The organism is Acinetobacter sp. CIP 51.11 (assembly GCF_000369665.1).
Taxonomy (GTDB): domain Bacteria; phylum Pseudomonadota; class Gammaproteobacteria; order Pseudomonadales; family Moraxellaceae; genus Acinetobacter; species Acinetobacter lwoffii_S.
Genome location: NZ_KB850129.1, coordinates 362,906 through 379,056, shown reverse-complemented (window position 1 = coordinate 379,056; position 16,151 = coordinate 362,906). Strand labels below are relative to the sequence as shown.

Annotated in this window: 17 protein-coding genes and 2 pseudogenes; 11 read left to right on the top strand and 8 right to left on the bottom strand. The window is 42.9% G+C overall.

From position 1 onward, the window contains the following. Nucleotides 1-130: 130 nt before the first annotated feature. A complete protein-coding gene (rpsT, locus tag F894_RS05575) occupies nucleotides 131-400 on the bottom strand; it encodes a 30S ribosomal protein S20 (RefSeq protein WP_004279868.1) in 270 nt (89 codons plus the stop codon). Between the two features lie 214 nt (nucleotides 401-614). Here rpsT and F894_RS05570 point away from each other — a divergent pair, with 214 nt between their 5' ends. From F894_RS05570 to F894_RS05550, 5 genes are all read left to right on the top strand, one after another. Further along, nucleotides 615-1,280 (top strand): NAD(P)H-binding protein, encoded by a 666-nt coding sequence (locus tag F894_RS05570; protein WP_005246615.1) that lies wholly within the window; start codon nucleotides 615-617, stop codon nucleotides 1,278-1,280. Nucleotides 1,281-1,292: 12 nt separating this feature from the next. Beyond that, nucleotides 1,293-1,802 carry a ribonuclease E activity regulator RraA gene (gene rraA, locus F894_RS05565; protein WP_004729838.1) on the top strand — a complete coding sequence of 170 codons (510 nt, stop codon included), beginning with the start codon at nucleotides 1,293-1,295 and terminating at the stop codon, nucleotides 1,800-1,802. A gap of 117 nt (nucleotides 1,803-1,919) precedes the next feature. Next, complete coding sequence (locus F894_RS05560; protein WP_004646733.1) at nucleotides 1,920-2,702, top strand: glutathione S-transferase N-terminal domain-containing protein; 783 nt, start codon at nucleotides 1,920-1,922, stop codon at nucleotides 2,700-2,702. A gap of 222 nt (nucleotides 2,703-2,924) precedes the next feature. Then, nucleotides 2,925-3,608 carry a LuxR C-terminal-related transcriptional regulator gene (locus F894_RS05555; RefSeq protein ID WP_005246613.1) on the top strand — a complete coding sequence of 228 codons (684 nt, stop codon included), beginning with the start codon at nucleotides 2,925-2,927 and terminating at the stop codon, nucleotides 3,606-3,608. After that, the gene (locus F894_RS05550; protein WP_005246610.1) at nucleotides 3,608-5,530 is read left to right on the top strand and encodes a sensor histidine kinase; all 1,923 of its coding nucleotides are present in this window, start codon (nucleotides 3,608-3,610) and stop codon (nucleotides 5,528-5,530) included. The genes F894_RS05555 and F894_RS05550 overlap by 1 nt, the downstream gene beginning before the upstream one ends. A gap of 83 nt (nucleotides 5,531-5,613) precedes the next feature. Here the strand turns inward: F894_RS05550 and F894_RS05545 are convergent, their stop codons facing one another. From F894_RS05545 to F894_RS05535, 3 genes are read right to left on the bottom strand one after another with little or no spacing between them, the layout of a single operon-like run. After that, complete coding sequence (locus F894_RS05545) at nucleotides 5,614-6,783, bottom strand: ribosomal protein uL16 3-hydroxylase (protein WP_005246607.1); 1,170 nt, start codon at nucleotides 6,781-6,783, stop codon at nucleotides 5,614-5,616. A gap of 29 nt (nucleotides 6,784-6,812) precedes the next feature. Then, nucleotides 6,813-7,406, bottom strand: a complete 594-nt coding sequence (locus F894_RS05540) for a Maf family protein (protein ID WP_004279859.1) — start codon at nucleotides 7,404-7,406, stop codon at nucleotides 6,813-6,815. Continuing rightward, on the bottom strand, nucleotides 7,406-7,789 hold the full coding sequence (locus tag F894_RS05535) for a DUF2237 family protein (protein ID WP_004279857.1): 384 nt from the start codon (nucleotides 7,787-7,789) through the stop codon (nucleotides 7,406-7,408). Before F894_RS05535 ends, F894_RS05540 begins: the two co-directional genes overlap by 1 nt. Nucleotides 7,790-7,928: 139 nt before the next feature. Here F894_RS05535 and F894_RS05530 point away from each other — a divergent pair, with 139 nt between their 5' ends. From F894_RS05530 to F894_RS05515, 4 genes are all read left to right on the top strand, one after another. Next, a complete protein-coding gene (locus F894_RS05530) occupies nucleotides 7,929-9,116 on the top strand; it encodes a phosphoglycerate kinase (RefSeq protein ID WP_005246605.1) in 1,188 nt (395 codons plus the stop codon). Nucleotides 9,117-9,270: 154 nt separating this feature from the next. Next, nucleotides 9,271-9,549 carry a hypothetical protein gene (locus F894_RS05525; protein ID WP_005246603.1) on the top strand — a complete coding sequence of 93 codons (279 nt, stop codon included), beginning with the start codon at nucleotides 9,271-9,273 and terminating at the stop codon, nucleotides 9,547-9,549. 119 nt (nucleotides 9,550-9,668) lie between these two features. Continuing rightward, nucleotides 9,669-10,706, top strand: a complete 1,038-nt coding sequence (gene fba / locus F894_RS05520) for a class II fructose-bisphosphate aldolase (RefSeq protein ID WP_005246601.1) — start codon at nucleotides 9,669-9,671, stop codon at nucleotides 10,704-10,706. Nucleotides 10,707-10,791: 85 nt separating this feature from the next. Continuing rightward, the gene (locus F894_RS05515; RefSeq protein ID WP_005246594.1) at nucleotides 10,792-11,646 is read left to right on the top strand and encodes a DMT family transporter; all 855 of its coding nucleotides are present in this window, start codon (nucleotides 10,792-10,794) and stop codon (nucleotides 11,644-11,646) included. On the opposite strand, the pseudogene F894_RS15415 reads toward F894_RS05515, so the two are convergent. Then, a pseudogene (locus F894_RS15415) lies at nucleotides 11,609-11,802 on the bottom strand (hypothetical protein). The gene F894_RS05515 and the pseudogene F894_RS15415 sit on opposite strands and share 38 nt — an antisense overlap. A gap of 106 nt (nucleotides 11,803-11,908) precedes the next feature. Next, nucleotides 11,909-12,562 (bottom strand): annotated as a pseudogene (nfsB, locus tag F894_RS15050) (oxygen-insensitive NAD(P)H nitroreductase). A 242-nt stretch (nucleotides 12,563-12,804) separates the two neighbouring features. Between nfsB and hpaI the strand changes: the two are divergent. Both hpaI and F894_RS05495 read left to right on the top strand, forming a co-directional pair. Continuing rightward, complete coding sequence (gene hpaI, locus F894_RS05505; RefSeq protein ID WP_005246588.1) at nucleotides 12,805-13,599, top strand: 4-hydroxy-2-oxoheptanedioate aldolase; 795 nt, start codon at nucleotides 12,805-12,807, stop codon at nucleotides 13,597-13,599. A 681-nt stretch (nucleotides 13,600-14,280) separates the two neighbouring features. Continuing rightward, complete coding sequence (locus F894_RS05495; RefSeq protein WP_004279847.1) at nucleotides 14,281-14,499, top strand: hypothetical protein; 219 nt, start codon at nucleotides 14,281-14,283, stop codon at nucleotides 14,497-14,499. Nucleotides 14,500-14,528: 29 nt separating this feature from the next. On the opposite strand, the gene F894_RS05490 is transcribed toward F894_RS05495, so the two are convergent. After that, nucleotides 14,529-15,248, bottom strand: a complete 720-nt coding sequence (locus tag F894_RS05490; RefSeq protein WP_005246584.1) for a UDP-2,3-diacylglucosamine diphosphatase — start codon at nucleotides 15,246-15,248, stop codon at nucleotides 14,529-14,531. A 120-nt stretch (nucleotides 15,249-15,368) separates the two neighbouring features. Beyond that, on the bottom strand, nucleotides 15,369-15,878 hold the full coding sequence (locus F894_RS05485; RefSeq protein ID WP_004279844.1) for a peptidylprolyl isomerase: 510 nt from the start codon (nucleotides 15,876-15,878) through the stop codon (nucleotides 15,369-15,371). Between the last annotated feature and the right edge of the window lie 273 nt (nucleotides 15,879-16,151).

Genomic DNA, 16,151 nt, shown 5'->3' with positions numbered 1-16,151 from the left:
AGGGAGGTGCGACTTATTTTTTATCTCATCGTATTGGCAGGATGAGGGGCATCTAAACGGATTGTTTTTCTGATTTCTTGAAATTTCAGGCACAAAAAAAGCCCTAAAAAAGGGCTTTTTTCATTTGCGATTAGTTAGAAGCTAATGCTTTAACTTGCGCGTTCAAGCGGCTCTTATGACGAGCTGCTTTGTTTTTATGGATGATGCCTTTGTCAGCCATACGGTCGATTACTGGAACAAGCGATTTGTACGCTTCAGTAGCAACTGCATAGTCATTAGTGCTGATAGCAGCTAATGTGCGTTTAAGATAGGTACGAACCATAGAACGCAAGCTTGCGTTGTGTTTGCGTGCTTTAACGTTTTGACGAGCACGTTTTTTAGCTTGAGCAGAGTTTGCCACTCGTGCACTCCTTGAAATAGATTGGTCTGGGCGGGCTGAAACTCAACTGAAAACCAACATCAGAGGAATTATCACCAGCCCGTAAACAAGTGCCATATTTTGATTAAACTAAGCACCGAAGTCAAGTCTTGACATGCTTTGACAACATTTTAGATGCAGAAAAATTCTAAAGAAAACGTTAGATTAGTATTCCACCTAGGAGATCGTATAAAAAATGACTAAATCACTGACTCATCCCATCGTGATAGGTGCCACCGGCTTGGTGGGAAAACAACTGATAAAACGTTTGCAAGATGAGCCGACTTGCCAGCAGATTACTGCAGTGGTCAGAAAACATCAAAATGATCTGGATGCTTTGGATAAAGTTCAACAACTGGTACTGGAAGATTTCCTGATGTTGAATGATCAGGATATCAGCAAGCATAGCCATGGTTTTAGCTGCCTGGGCAGCACCATGAAAAAGGCCGGATCCAAACAGGCATTTTATAGTATTGACTATACCATAAATGCTCACTTTGCAGAGCTGTTACAACAAACTTCAGCGCATTACCTGTTGCTAAGTGCAATGGGTGCCGATCCACAATCTCATTTTTACTATAATCGGGTCAAAGGTGAGCTGGAAGAATATGTACAAACATTGACTCTGGACAGAATCAGCCTGATTCGACCTTCATTGCTCATTGGTGAACGTCCAGAGCAGCGTTTTTTGGAAGATATCGCGCAGCAGGTTTACCACAAAGTATCGCGTTTTATTCCGGATAGTTTTGCGTATAAGCCAGTGACAGCCGAGCAGGTGGCTCATACTATGGTCGAGGCCGCGCTAACTCAGACGGTAAAATTTGAAATTTATGATAATTTACGCATACAAAAAATGAAATGAGGGGAAAACACCGTGTCTACAGCAGCATTTGTTACCTGTGACTTGTTAGATGATCATCCAGAATTAGAGCTTCAGGTGGTGACACCTTGCCTGGACGGTAAATTTTTTAAGAGTTATGGGGCGCGCAAAACCTTTGGCGGTCAGATTGTGACAGTAAAATGTTTTGAAGATAACTCGCGGGTGAAAGAGTTGTTGGCCACAGATGGAACAGGCAAGGTCCTGGTCGTAGATGGCGGTGCATCCATGCGCTGTGCCTTGATGGGTGACCTGATTGCAGAATCAGCGGTAAAAAATCACTGGAATGGCGTGATTATTTACGGTTGCGTTCGTGATGTCGATGCAATTGCTGAACTTGATCTTGGTGTGCATGCATTGGGGGCTATTCCACAGAAGAGCAATCGCAAGGGTGTAGGTGAAGTTGATATTTCTCTCTGTTTTAGTGGTGTCACGTTTAATGCAGGCGAGTATGTCTATGCAGACAATAATGGTATTGTGGTGTCTAAAACAGCATTAGTGGCTTAATCGGCCGGAATCTGCATTTCTGCATGAAAGAATAACAACAAAACTTATCTGTACCCTGAAAGACAGGATGCCTAGATTCTGTCTTTCATTCATATAAAACAAAAATAGGAAAATACTATGTTGAGTCATCAAATTAAAGTTGTACAAGCTTTGGCCTCTTCAATCGCTGAAGGTGGACGTGGGATGGTGGGTACACCGTTTCCAAATCAGCCTGAAAAAGCCTTGAAGCTCTATGAATACGAGGGTTCACCATTTTGTCGTCGGGTGCGTGAAGTCATGACCTTGCTAAATCTGGATTATGAAGTTTATCCATGTCCACGAGGGGGTACTCATTTCCGTCCTGAGGTGCAGCAATTGGGTGGAAAACTGCAATTTCCTTTTTTAGTTGATGAAAATACCGGTGATCGACTCTATGAGTCTCAGGATATTATCGATCATCTGTTCAAGCATTATGGCAAAACCGGCAAAACTCCCAAGAAATATGCTCACTATCCTAAAATTCCAGTGGCTGCAATTGCGGGAACCGTCCTCAATGGTTTACGCGGCGGAATGGTGAATCCCAAGATTAAGGATCGGCCAACACCTGAACTGTTATTAGAATTATGGGGCTTTGAGGCCAGTCCTTATACCCGAATTGTACGCGCCGTTTTGAGTGAACTGGAAGTGCCGTTTGTTTTTCATAATGTCGCTAAAGAGCGCTGGCAAGATTATGGACCGGCCAAATTGCGTTTAAAACCGGGAAAATATGAACCACTACCAGGCGGTAAGCGTGAACATTTGTTTGAAATGATGGGAAATAATATTCAGCTTCCCTATCTGGTCGATCCAAATACAGATACCAAAATGTTTGAATCGGCTGAGATTGTGAAATATTTAAAACAGCAATACGGTACTGCTTAAAGTAGACAGCTCGTATAACTTCAAAAGATTTTCTATCTTGAACTGTCATCTGCTAAACAGATGGCATTTTTTATGTCTATGATATGGAAAACGGGCGTAAGCGTTTCTCGCTGCTTAAAACTTCAGATAATAAAAAATAAATAAATCATGATTTTTAGTGTGATTTTGTTTATATTTTAATCTTAAAGGGGATATATAAAAATAAATATAAGGGGCGTGCTTATGACAGCATCGGAGGCAGTCTTGCCAGTACCAGTATTAATCGTTGAAGATGAATATGTCATCCAGCGCCGTTTAAAAATCATATTAAGCAATCTAGGTTATCAGGATGACGTTCTGTTATTTGCCAATACGGTGAAAGAAGCATATGCCGTTTTGCAGCAACAGCCGATTGCGCTGGCCTTAGTAGATTTGGGTTTACCGGATGGAAGTGGCATTTCAATTATTGAAAAAATCCGCGAACAGGACGCACAAGCGCTGATTCTAGTGGTGTCTGCCTGGAGTACACAGGATAGTCTGTTTAGCGCAATTCAGGCTGGTGCGACCGGTTATGTGCTTAAAGAGCGCGATGATGTGGAAGTCGCCTTGGCTATTCGCAGTATTTTGCGTGGCGGTGCACCGATTGATCCCTTTGTTGCCCGTGAAATTTTAAAACAGATTTCTATTCCCACCATTTCAGGAACAGTAGAACAGAACAGGCCAGCTGCGGATCAGGAAACGCTCACACAGCGGGAGCAGGAAATCCTGTCCTTGGTTGCGCAAGGTCTGAGTAATCGTGAAATTGCCGAGCAGCTCTGTGTATCACGCTATACCGTCGAAAGTCATATTAAGCATATTTACCGCAAACTCTCGGTCAGTAAACGTACTAAGGCGGTCAGTACCGCACGGCATCTGGGAATTCTGTAATGTCATCTGCTTGTTCCAGAAGCAGCAAACGGCAGCGACTGAAATGGATCGGTGTTTTTGTCCTGTGCAGCTGGCTTTGCTTGTTCTGTAGGATGAGTCAGGCGCAAAGCCATTTTCAGATTAATGATCTTTGCCAGGTGAAGATCGACTATATTCAGAAAGTTCAGGCTCAGGGTCCTACCGAGATGCCGACATCGGGCTGGCAAAGCGTACGTTTGCCGGATAACTGGCAGAACAACTGGAAGAATTATCATGGGGGTGCCTGGTACAAGATTGTCTGGCGCTGGTCATGTCAAGACAATATTCGTCTTGCAGAACCGGTTGCCTTTTCTATTGATTATATTAATTCGGCAGGTGCCGTATTCCTGAATAGTGACTTGCTTTGGTCTGACCGGAACTTGCAAGAACCCTTGTCGAAAAGCTGGAATATGCCGCGTTACTGGGTTTTCCCGATTAGCGGTTTGCGTAAAGACAGTAATGAAATCCTGATTTATGTAAATGGCTACAGTTTCCAAAGCGCGGGCCTGGGCAATATTCAGTTTAATAATGTACTGGTCAATAGCCAGCAGTACCTACGCAAAATCTGGGATCGCCGTACTGTATTTCAGATCAATATGATTTTCTCTGCCACGATTGGGCTGATTTGTTTCATTATCTGGTTATTCCGGCGTTCAGAAACCACTTTTGGCTGGCTGGCACTCAGTTCACTGTTGTGGATTCTGTTTATTTCCAATGTTTTGACTACAGAAAATTTTCCATTTCGCTCCACGATTTCGGCAGCTAAAGCCAATATGCTTTTTTTCATTGCCTATATCCATTGTTTTTGTCTGTATCTGATCCGCTTTGTAAAACAAAAATTTAAGCAGTTGGAGCGAGGATTTATTCTGGTCAGCGTTCTGTCCAGCTTACTGGTTATGATCAGTTCCTTGGATTATCTGGAGCAGGTACTGGGCGGAGTGTTTATCATCTATGTATTGCTCTTTATTAGTTGTACTGTGTATGTCAGCTATCAGGCCATCAAAACCCGAAATGGAGAATATCTCTTCCTGACGCTGTGTCTCTGGGGGATTTTGCTGTGTGTAGTCATCGACCTGATCATGTTGAACCAAACCCAGGTCAATGAATTTTCACCTTTATCCCCCTATACCTCACCGATTATTACCCTGTTTGTCGTGCTGATTATGGGCACACGCTTGAATCGTAATGTCAGGAAAATCGAAAAATTTAATACCCAGTTAGAACGTAAAGTTCAGCAGGTCAGTGCCGACCTGAATAAAAGCCTGAGCGATAAACATCAACTGGAGCTGACGAATGTTCGTCTGCAAGAGCGGATTAATCTGTCACATGAACTGCATGACGGGTTGGGAGGGTCTATTGTGCGTTCCATGATTCTGGTGGATCAAAGTAGCGAAACAGTTTCTAAACAGCAGTTTCTATCCATGCTGAAATTGCTTAGAGATGATCTCAGGCAAATCATTGACAGTGGTTCATCTATTGAAAATAAAGTCCCACAAACGCCGGTACTCTGGATCGCACCGGTACGTTATCGTTTTACCCAGTTGATGGAAGAAATGGAGATTGAAGTTGAATGGTCATTTCCAAAAGTCTGGCAGCGTGAACCGACTGCATTACAGTGTTTAACCTTGATTCGGGTAGTCGAAGAAAGCCTGACCAATATCATTAAGCACAGTCAGGCCAGTCAGGTGAAAGTCAGTCTGGAATATTCCCAGCCGCATCAGCTTACCCTGAGTATTCAGGATAATGGCATCGGTTTCGATGCTGACATGGTGCAAAAAAATGGCCTGAGTATTGGAATGCGCAGCATGAAAATGCGGGTTGAGCGCATGGGAGGATTGTTCCAGATTGAATCTGAACAAGGAAATACGCTGATTCGGGTGGTACTGGAACTTTATCAGCCTTAAGTGGCTAGAATTTTAGACTCTGAAAATAAAAGAGGATCATGTGATCCTCTTAAAATTATTGCTTAAATAGAGCCTTGGAAAGCTTACTCGTCGTCAGCAGGTGGAACCAGCATTAACACGGCTTCATTTAATAATGCTGCAACATCTTCCAGAATTTCTTCATCAGCGAAGTCTTCACCGAATAACAACGCTTCACCATCTGCAAGCTGTTTGAGTTTTGCAGTGAATGCCTCAGAGATGGACACACCTTCACCATTAGCCCAGAACAAAACATTGCCGTCTGTTTCAGTATAGAGTAGGCGTGACGCAGGTTCGAGCATCAGGCTATAACCCTGATCAAGTGCTTCTTCCAGATCACCTGTACCGATTTCTTCTGCTTCAGGCAGGTTTTCAGGATATTTAGGTTCGGACATCAAGCTCATGATGGCATCTTCGAGAACATTGGAATTATGCAGTTGCTGCATGATGTGTTCTTTCAGATATTCCAGCTCATTGCTGCTCACTTCACCGATAGCACCGACTTGATCACGGATGATATCCAGCAATGGGTTACGCAGCGTTTCATTTTCAGAGAATTTATCCCCGACACGATCCATCATGTCACTGATATTTGGCATGCGGAAACCGAATGAATAAGTCAGGCAGTCATCTTCAGCCACGCCGTAATGAGCCAGACCAGGCGGCACATAGAGCAAGTCGCCAGGTGCCAGCACTTCATCAAAGTTCACTTCTATTTCAGGCAATAATTTAAGCGGTTGACCCGGAACAAATGCAGTTTCGGCATCACACATTTGCCCAAGCTGCCAGCGACGATGGCCGTAGCCTTGTACCAGAAACACATCATAAAAATCGAAATGTTTGCCGACTGAACCACCTTGAGGTGCATAAGACACCATGATGTCATCACGACGCCACTGCGGAATAAATGGGAATTTTTTCCACATTTCTGCTAAATCAAATGAATAGTGGTCTACTGCTTGTACTAAAAGCGTCCACAGCTTCGGCATTTTCTGGAAATCAGCTTTTAAAAGCGGTGAAGATTTCACGCTCCATTGATTGGGATCGCGATCTTTTTGCTTGATTAAACGCGCAGTGACATGCTCCTCAAGCGCAAGTTCCATCACATCATTGGGTTCAAGCAGATTGGCGATTTCAGGCATCGCATTACGCACCAGTAATGGTTTCTTTTGCCAGTATTCGCTAAGGAATTGTTCAGCGGTGATGCCGCCTAAAACGTCTAAAGGTTGAGACATAGAGTAAAGCCTGAATTTAAAGGGAGAGATTAAGGAACCAAAATTTTTAATTCACGAAGAATATGACAGAGCTTGATCATTGGCATGCCCATCAGTGTGGTCTGATCTTGTCCGATCATTTCTTCAAACAAGCTGATACCGAGGCTTTCACATTTGAAACTGCCTGCACAATGCAAAGGTTGTTCAATTTCGACATAACGCTCGATTTCGACCTGAGACAGTTTGCGGAACTTGACTTTATAGTGTTCAACCAGACTTTGTTCAAAACCGGTCGATAGCTGCTGCACACTGAGCGCAGTACTAAAATAGACAATCTTGTCCGAGTTGGCTTGTAGCTGGCGAATGGCCTTTTCAGTCGTTAACGGTTTACCAATAAAAATATCCGGCGCACCTTCACGCCATGCCACCTGATCTGAGCCGATCACAATCGCTTCTGGATTTTGTTCAGCAATATATCTGGCTTTCTCAAAAGCCAGTCGTTGTGCCAGATCATCTGCGTGATTTTCCCCGCGAGGAGATTCATCGATATCCGGTACCATGGAAATGTAATTAATATGCAGACGATCCATCAGCGCTTTGCGGGTTTGACTGGATGATGCCAAGATAATCTGTGCAGAATTCATTAGACAGCATATTCCTCAAGAATATTTAACGGTACATACGCCAGAACAGCTTTGTGGCAGGCTTGCAGCTTGATCGGTGGCGCCTGACCTGCTTCATAGGCTTCTACCCAGCGCGTTACGCAGATACACCAGAAATCGCCCGGTTGCAGGCCCGGGAAGTCTAGTTCGGGCAAAGGCGTAATCAGGTCATTACCGACTTTTTGAGAAAAATTCAGAAATTCTGAAGTCATTTGTGCGCATACCGTGTGCTGGCCCAGATCGGTGGTCGCAGTATGGCAAAAGCCATTGCGGAAATAACCGGTAATCGGATCGAAGCAACAGCTGGACAAAGGCTCACCTAACACGTTCAAACGGTTAAGATTTGGATCAGGATGTATCGACATAGGGACTGAATCTAAAAGAGGCTTTTTTCTATCATAACAAAACTTTGGCATTCATAATGTTTTCTGCAAAAGATGCTAACCTTTTTCTGCATAATCATTTAAAATCGCCTGGTTTTAATATCTATAAAGTGAGCTCTACATGAACTTTCAGCGTATGACTGACCTCGATTTAGCAGGTAAACGTGTTCTGATCCGTGAAGATTTAAACGTTCCTGTTAAAAATGGTGTGATCACCAGCGATGCGCGTCTTCGTGCAGCATTGCCAACGATTAAAGCAGCACTAGAAAAAGGCGCTGCAGTCATGGTGTATTCTCATCTGGGTCGTCCGGTTGAAGGTGAACCTAAAGCTGAACAGTCACTTGCTCCTGTAGCGGCTTACTTGACTGAAGCTTTGGCTCAAGAAGTAAAACTGTTTACTGACTATTTAGATGGCGTTGATGTTCAGCCAGGTCAGGTCGTTTTGCTTGAAAACTGCCGTTTTAACGTCGGTGAGAAAAAAAATAATCCTGAACTTGCAGCAAAATATGCAGCACTGTGTGATGTATTTGTAATGGATGCTTTTGGTACAGCACACCGTGCAGAAGCCTCTACTGAAGGTGTAGCGCGTTTAGCGAAAGTTGCAGCAGCAGGTCCTTTATTGGCAGCTGAACTGGATGCGCTTGGCCGTGCACTGAAAACTCCAGAAAAGCCAATGGTGGCGATTGTTGCAGGTTCTAAAGTCTCTACCAAGCTGGACGTTTTGACCTCACTTTCTGATATCTGTGATCAATTGATTGTGGGTGGTGGTATTGCCAATACGTTCCTTGCTGCGGCGGGTTATAACGTGGGAAAATCACTGTGTGAAAAAGATTTGATCGACACAGCAAAAGCCATTGCTGCAAAAGTATCAGTTCCACTTCCAACTGATGTTGTGGTTGCAGATGCCTCTGAAATCAACTTTGAAGATTTCTTGGGTTCATTGGCTGCAGCAAAAGCAACGGTGAAAAACGTTGCAGATGTTGCTGATAACGACATGATTCTAGACGTTGGTCCGGAAACTGCGAAAGCATTTGCAGAAATCCTGAAAACCTCTAAAACCATTCTTTGGAATGGCCCGGTCGGCGTATTTGAAGTAGATCAATTCGGTGAAGGTACTAAAACTTTATCTTTAGCGATTGCTGAATCGGAAGGTTTCTCGATTGCGGGTGGTGGTGACACGCTTGCTGCGATTGATAAATATGAAGTGGCTGATAAAATTGGTTATATCTCGACGGGTGGCGGTGCATTCCTTGAATTCGTTGAAGGCAAAACCCTGCCGGCGGTTGCAGTACTTCTAGAACGTGCTTAATTGCATGTCTTGAGCTAAAAAAACTGGCCAAGTGCCAGCTTTTTTATGTCATTTTTTTGACAGCGAAAACTTACCCTTCATGGCTTCGTCATTAAAATGCAATAAATCTGTCATAAGATGCAGTCATTAAATCATCAAATGACGAGAATACGTGATGAAAAAACAGTTAACTACGGCAGTATTATTAGCAGCATCTCTGGCACTGACTGCATGTGCAAAACAGGAAAGTGCACCAGAAGCTGAAGCAGAAAGCTCGGCAGCAGTGGCAGATCAGACGGTAACTCCAGAACAGCAAGCCGCCATTGATGCCATTGACCAGCCAATTTTAGATGAAAAAAATACCGATATCCCGGCTGAAATTGCCAATGCTCCAGCCGATGAAGCGACTGCGGACGAATCAGTTGCTGCGACTTCAGAGCCTGTAGCACCTTAATCTGGTTGATGTGACACAAAATCCCTGCAAATGCAGGGATTTTTTTTAAATAGTGTTATTTGTTGCTGAATTGAAACCTTTGAACATGTAGAATATGTGGCATTCACTGGGAGGATATTATGGCTCTTATTTCATTGCGCCAGCTCTTGGATCACGCCGGCGAACATGCTTACGGCGTACCAGCATTTAACGTAAACAACTTAGAACAAATGCGTGCAATTATGCTTGCAGCAGATGCAACCAATTCGCCTGTTATCGTACAAGCATCTGCGGGTGCGCGTAAATATGCAGGCGCTCCGTTCTTGCGTCACCTGATTTTGGCTGCAATTGAAGAATGGCCACATATTCCAGTGGTAATGCATCAAGACCACGGTACCAGCCCTGACATTTGCCAACGTTCAATCCAGTTAGGCTTTTCATCAGTGATGATGGACGGTTCACTGGGTGAAGATGGTAAAACACCAACTTCATATGAATATAACGTTAATGTGACTCGCCGTACAGTTCAAATGGCACATGCGTGTGGCGTATCTGTTGAAGGTGAAATCGGTTGTTTGGGTAGCCTTGAAACAGGTATGGCGGGTGAAGAAGATGGCGTAGGCGCAGAAGGCGTACTGGATCATTCTCAACTCCTGACTTCAGTTGAAGAAGCGCGTAGTTTCGTTGCTGATACCAATGTTGATGCGCTTGCAATTGCAGTAGGTACTTCACACGGTGCGTACAAGTTCACGCGTCCACCTACAGGTGATATTCTGGCGATTGACCGCATTAAAGAAATTCACGCAGCACTTCCAAACACGCATCTTGTCATGCACGGTTCAAGCTCTGTGCCACAAGAATGGTTGGCAGTGATTAACCAGTATGGCGGCGACATCAAGGAAACTTACGGTGTTCCGGTTGAGCAGCTGGTTGAAGCGATCAAACACGGTGTACGCAAAATCAACATTGATACTGACTTGCGTTTAGCATCTACCGGTGCAATGCGTCGTATGATGGCAGAAAAACCAAGCGAATTCGATCCTCGTAAATTCTTCAGCGCAACTGTAGACGCAATGAAGCAAATCTGTATCGATCGTTATGAAGCTTTTGGTACTGCAGGTAATGCAGACAAGATTCGCCCAATTTCTTTAGAAAAAATGGTGTCACACTATAAATAGTTCCCAGTGAATCATTTATAAAAAAAGCCCACTGCACATGTGGGCTTTTTTGTAGACCTATAAAGACCAAGAATAAGAGCAGCATATGGAACTGATTTTCGCAGCAGCGCTATGTAGCGTTGCGGTCTCAATATTATTAAAAGTCGCCAAAAATAAGGGACTGAGTCCGATACACATGATTAGCTGGAACTATATGACAGCCAGTCTCTTGTGTTTTTTCTGGTTTAAGCCTGATATTCAGCATATTTCAATGTCTCAGACGCCTTGGCTGCTTATTCTGGCTCTGGGTATTTTACTTCCGAGTGTCTTCCTGTTTCTGGCCAAGGCTTTGCAAACGGCTGGGATTTTAAAAACCGAAATTTCCCAGCGACTTTCTGTAGTCTTGTCACTGGCTGCGGCCTATTTCATTTTTCAGGAACAGTTTAATCAGCTGAAAATACTTGGGATCGCTTTAGGCATTGGTGCAGTGCTGTGCATCCTGTTCTCACATCGACAAAGTACAGGACAGGGCAGTCAGGGAATGTTGTATCTAGGCTTGGTCTGGGTCGGTTATGCGCTAATAGACGTATTGTTGAAATATACAACCAGTCTGGGCCTCCAATTCGCCGTGGCGCTGAATCTGATGTTTGTCTGCGCCCTGATCATTTCGATGGGCTATCTGTTAATCAAATATAACAGCTTGGGCTCGATGCAGAATATCGGTGCTGGTCTGTTATTGGGTGTCCTGAATTTTGCCAATATTGCTTTCTATGTCAAAGCGCATATGCTGCTCAAGGATTCACCTGCGATCGTCTTTGCCGGCATGAATATTCTGGTGGTGGTATTTGGTGTCATTGCAGGTCTGGTATTCTTTAAAGAGCGGCTCAAACCTGCAAGTACTGTAGGGTTGTTGTTAGGCTTGACTAGTGTGATTTGCCTAGCTTATGCAATGTCTGCTTGACATAAGAAGCTGGTCACCTGCTTCGGCCAGTCCAAGCAATAAACCGGCCTGTTGGCAGTCTGGATAACGATGCTGTTGATCTTTATAGTGTTGGAGATAAATTTTATCGCAATGATGGCATTCAAATTTCAGGGATTTGGATGTAAGGAGCGACATAGATGACCTCTATTGTTATTCTATTAGATGTAAATTAAATAAAGCAAAAAATAGGCCCGAATTGATATGGAAAGGGGCGCTTGACCCCTTTTATAGCATAAATTCCTTACAGTTTGGTGAAAATATCTTCAGCGGCAAGACGTGATTTAGGCAGTTTGGCATTGAAATCATTTTCACTGCGATAGCCTAAAGTCAGCAATACAGAAGGGATCAAACCCTGTTCTGCAAGTTGTAATTCTTCACTAATCATCTCTTCGTCAAAGCCGCCAATTGGTGTGGCATCAACCCCTTCAATTCCGGCAGCCAAGAGCATTTGACCGAGTGCAATGAAGGTCTGGTTTTCAGCCCAACGCTGAATATCACCTTTTTAATTACGATAATAATGAATATAACCTGCACGGGTATTTTTCTGACCTTCTTTGGCTGATTCATCTTTAAAACGGCCACTGAGATCATCGCGGTTCAATAAGTTTTCTAGATGCAACTCATTAATATCGGCTTTGGTGCAGAATAAAATGGTATGTGAAGAATCCAGAACTTTGGGTGCATTGTAGGCATAAGTACCAACCAAGGCTTTGGCAATGCGCTGTTTGGCGGCATCATGATCGGCAATAAAAAAATGCCAAGGCTGAATATTGATCGAAGAGGGTGCCAGACGCAAAATTTCTAACAAGCGTTCAAACTGTTCTGCTGGGATTTTCTTGCTAGGATCATAGGCTTTAGTGGTATAGCGGGTCTGTGTGATCTTGAGTAAATCCATCAATGGACTCCAATCTTTTTAAATAAACAGCGAGTAGAAGTTTTAAATATATACATTTTTCACATCCCCTGATTATTACAATAAAAAGCATCAGGCAAAGCCTGTTTTGAGATGATCTTGAGCTGGATTCAAGCAAAACTTAGAGTTAAATCAGATTAAAATCCAGTTTTTGTCTATTGGCACTTTTAAGCGAGAAGCGTTTAATAAGAGGCATCGCCAGCAACATGCAAATAGGTTGGCGGATGCAAGTGACCAATTACTTTAAACACAAACTGAAAACCCAGCAGCAAATCGGCTTATGGATTGGATTGGCAGATGCCTATGGAACCGAGATTGCGGCAAATGCAGGTTATGACTGGCTGCTGATTGATGGTGAGCATGCACCCAGTGATTTGAGAACGACTTTGTCGCAACTGCAAAGTATTGCTGCTTATCCCTCGCAAGCAGTGGTACGACCACCCATTGGTAGCGTACAACTGATCAAGCAACTCCTTGATATCGGTGCACAAACGCTGTTGATTCCGATGGTAGAAACCGTGGAACAGGCCGAACTCATGGTCAGGGCAGTCCGTTATCCGCCTGAAGGAATTCGTGGCGTTGGTGCTGCACTGGCACGTGCCACCCGCTGGAACAGCATTCCAAATTATTATCAGACGGCACATGAAGAAATCTGTTTATTAATCCAGATTGAATCGGTCACAGGACTTGAAAATCTGGATGCTATTCTTCAGATCGACGGGATTGATGGCGTGTTTATTGGCGCCGTTGATCTATCTGCCACTATGGGTTATCAAGGTGATCCGAATCATCCTGAAGTACAAAAAGCTGTAATTGATGCAATCCAGCGGATTCGTTCTGCAAGCAAAGCTGCAGGAATTCTGTCAACCCAGCATGAAGTGACGCAAAAATATATCGAACTTGGCACTGAGTTTGTAGCAGTGGGCGTAGATACCAGTGTTTTGATGAATTCCTTGCGTGATCTATTGGGGAAATATAAAAAGGATATCAATGTGATTAATCCGACTAGCGGTTATTAATCAACAAGAGATTCTGAATGAATAGCTTGCTTAGATTTTTAGTTTATTTTTAACCGGAAATTCTTTAGATGAGCTATTCATTCAGCCATAAGAAAATCATAATGAACCTTCAAGATGCAGAACAATTTTTACAAGAACAGCAGAACATCTTAGAGAACCAACGTCAGCAAAAAACTAGACGAGTGCAACAAGCCTTTTTTATGATTCACGTACTGTTTGTAGCCTTAAATGCTATTCTCTTGATCCTAAATTATCAAAAGACGGGAGAGTGGAACTTGCTGTACCTCGGGCTGAGTTTCATGTCTCTAATATTGATTTTAAGGTATTTAAATACAGGTTTTGTTTATCAACGGAAATGAAGTAACGTTAAAATGAATTTTAGATCATAAAAATCAAAAGCCTAATAATTAACAAAGCATGAAAAAAGTTCTTAAAAATCCCATTCTATTGTCATTACAATGTAATTTTGCTTTTGCTGGATAAATAGCTTACACTGGTTGCACTTCAAGCAAGTACTGTTCTTGCTTCTATTATTATTTTAAGCTGATTGTGATGTACTTTTCAGTTCAAGTATTTGAACTCAAATAAGATCTACTAACCATAGAACTATTATGTAAACTAGGTTGTTATTAATCTCTCTCCATATAGTCACAAAAAGCTCATATCGTGTGAGTAAATATTTTGATCAAAATCAATGAATGGCATATTGCCACTGCCGCTGATGGCAATGAAATTAACGTGAAACTGGTTCCATTAAAGCGTAAGCAAAATACAATGGACGGTTTTATCTGGGTTGAAGTCGGTAAAATGATTCAATTGCCAACGGGTGAGGAATTTCAGTTCAATCTCGATGGTAAAAGTTTCTATACTGGGGTAAACCAGCTTTATCGTCTGTGTTAAGCAGATCAATATCGTAAAAAAGTGGCTGATTAATATCGCCACTTTTTTAGTTTCAGGGTATCAAAACTCTGATCTTCCTGAATTTCCAGAATCTCTGCGCTGTCTTCTTTCCAGTCGCCCAGCACAATTCTTCTCTTTTGACCCAGTTCATGAATGGCTGCGCGATGCGTATGACCATGGATCAGTACATCTACATGCTGTAATGCCAGCTCAACTGCATGCGGGTTGACATCCATCACTTCATAGCTTTTAAACTGTTGTGCCTGATGGCTTTGCTGACGAAAGCGGTTGGCCAGTCTGGTTCGAAATGAAAGCGGGGTTTTTCTTAAGAAGCCCAGTAGCCAGGGATGACGAATAATCTTTTTAAAACGCTGATAAGAAATATCATCGGTGCATAGTGCATCGCCATGTTCCAGGCGAAAACGTGTTCCGGCAATAATTAGCTGATCGATTTCGGGAAGAAGCTGTCCGCCAAATCGAGCTAAAAATTTGCTTCCCAAGACAAAATCCCGGTTGCCGGCCTGAAAATAGACTTGATTCCCAGCCTGAGTAAACTGTTTTAACGTAGTGACAATCTCGTCCAGCCACGGAGAGGTATAGTCATCACCAATCCAGGCATTGAACCAGTCGCCCAAAATATACAGTTGGGTATTTTGATCTTGATACTCAGTTAATAAATCTAAAAACCCCCGAACAAGTCGAGGGTGATCAGGTGACAAATGTAAATCTGAGATAAACAGATAGATCACGAATCTTTTCCTTCTTTAATTTAATCCCTCCCGACCTCCCTTTGAAAAAGGGAGGAAAACCTTATTTTGATAAAAGGTGATTCCCTCCTTTATTAAAGGAGGGTTAGGGAGGATTTAAACTTATTCAGAAATGATTTTTGCAGATTCGATTACTACATTTTCTAGAGGAACGTCAGCGTGGTAGCCACGGTTGCCAGTACGTACGTTTTTGATTTCGTTCACAACGTCCATACCTTCAACCACTTTACCAAATACCGCATAACCCCAACCTTGAGCAGTTTTGCCAGAGTGGTTAAGGAATGAGTTGTTTTTCACGTTAATGAAGAACTGAGCAGAAGCAGAGTGCGGTGCCTGAGTACGCGCCATTGCAATCGTACCTTCGTCATTGGTCAAGCCGTTGTCTGCTTCGTTTTCGATTGCATCACGTGTCGCTTTTTCTTTGAAGTTTTCATCCATGCCGCCGCCTTGGATCATGAAACCATCAATAACACGGTGGAAAATTACGCCGTCATAAAAACCGTCACGTACGTATTCTAAAAAGTTAGCTACGGTTTTAGGTGCTTTTTCAGCATTGAGTTCTAGAACAATACGACCTTTATTGGTGTTTAATTCGACTTGAGGAAAACTCATTGTGTAATCTCCTGATCATGGACGAGTGCCATGGTTTTTTCTGAATGAGTGAAGCATAAGCAAACTACAATCGACAAGGCAAGTAAAAACATTATTTTCTTTGTTAAAAGCATAAAAATAATACCTTATTTATACGTTGATTTATCAAGGCATTTCAAATGCTGCCAGACAGGGCGTTATATTCCGGACAGGCACGAATTGAATCATTTTCTGATTCCGTAAAGCGTTGATATTTTAGTTTTGGGCAGCTTACTGTATTTTCAATTTTTAAAA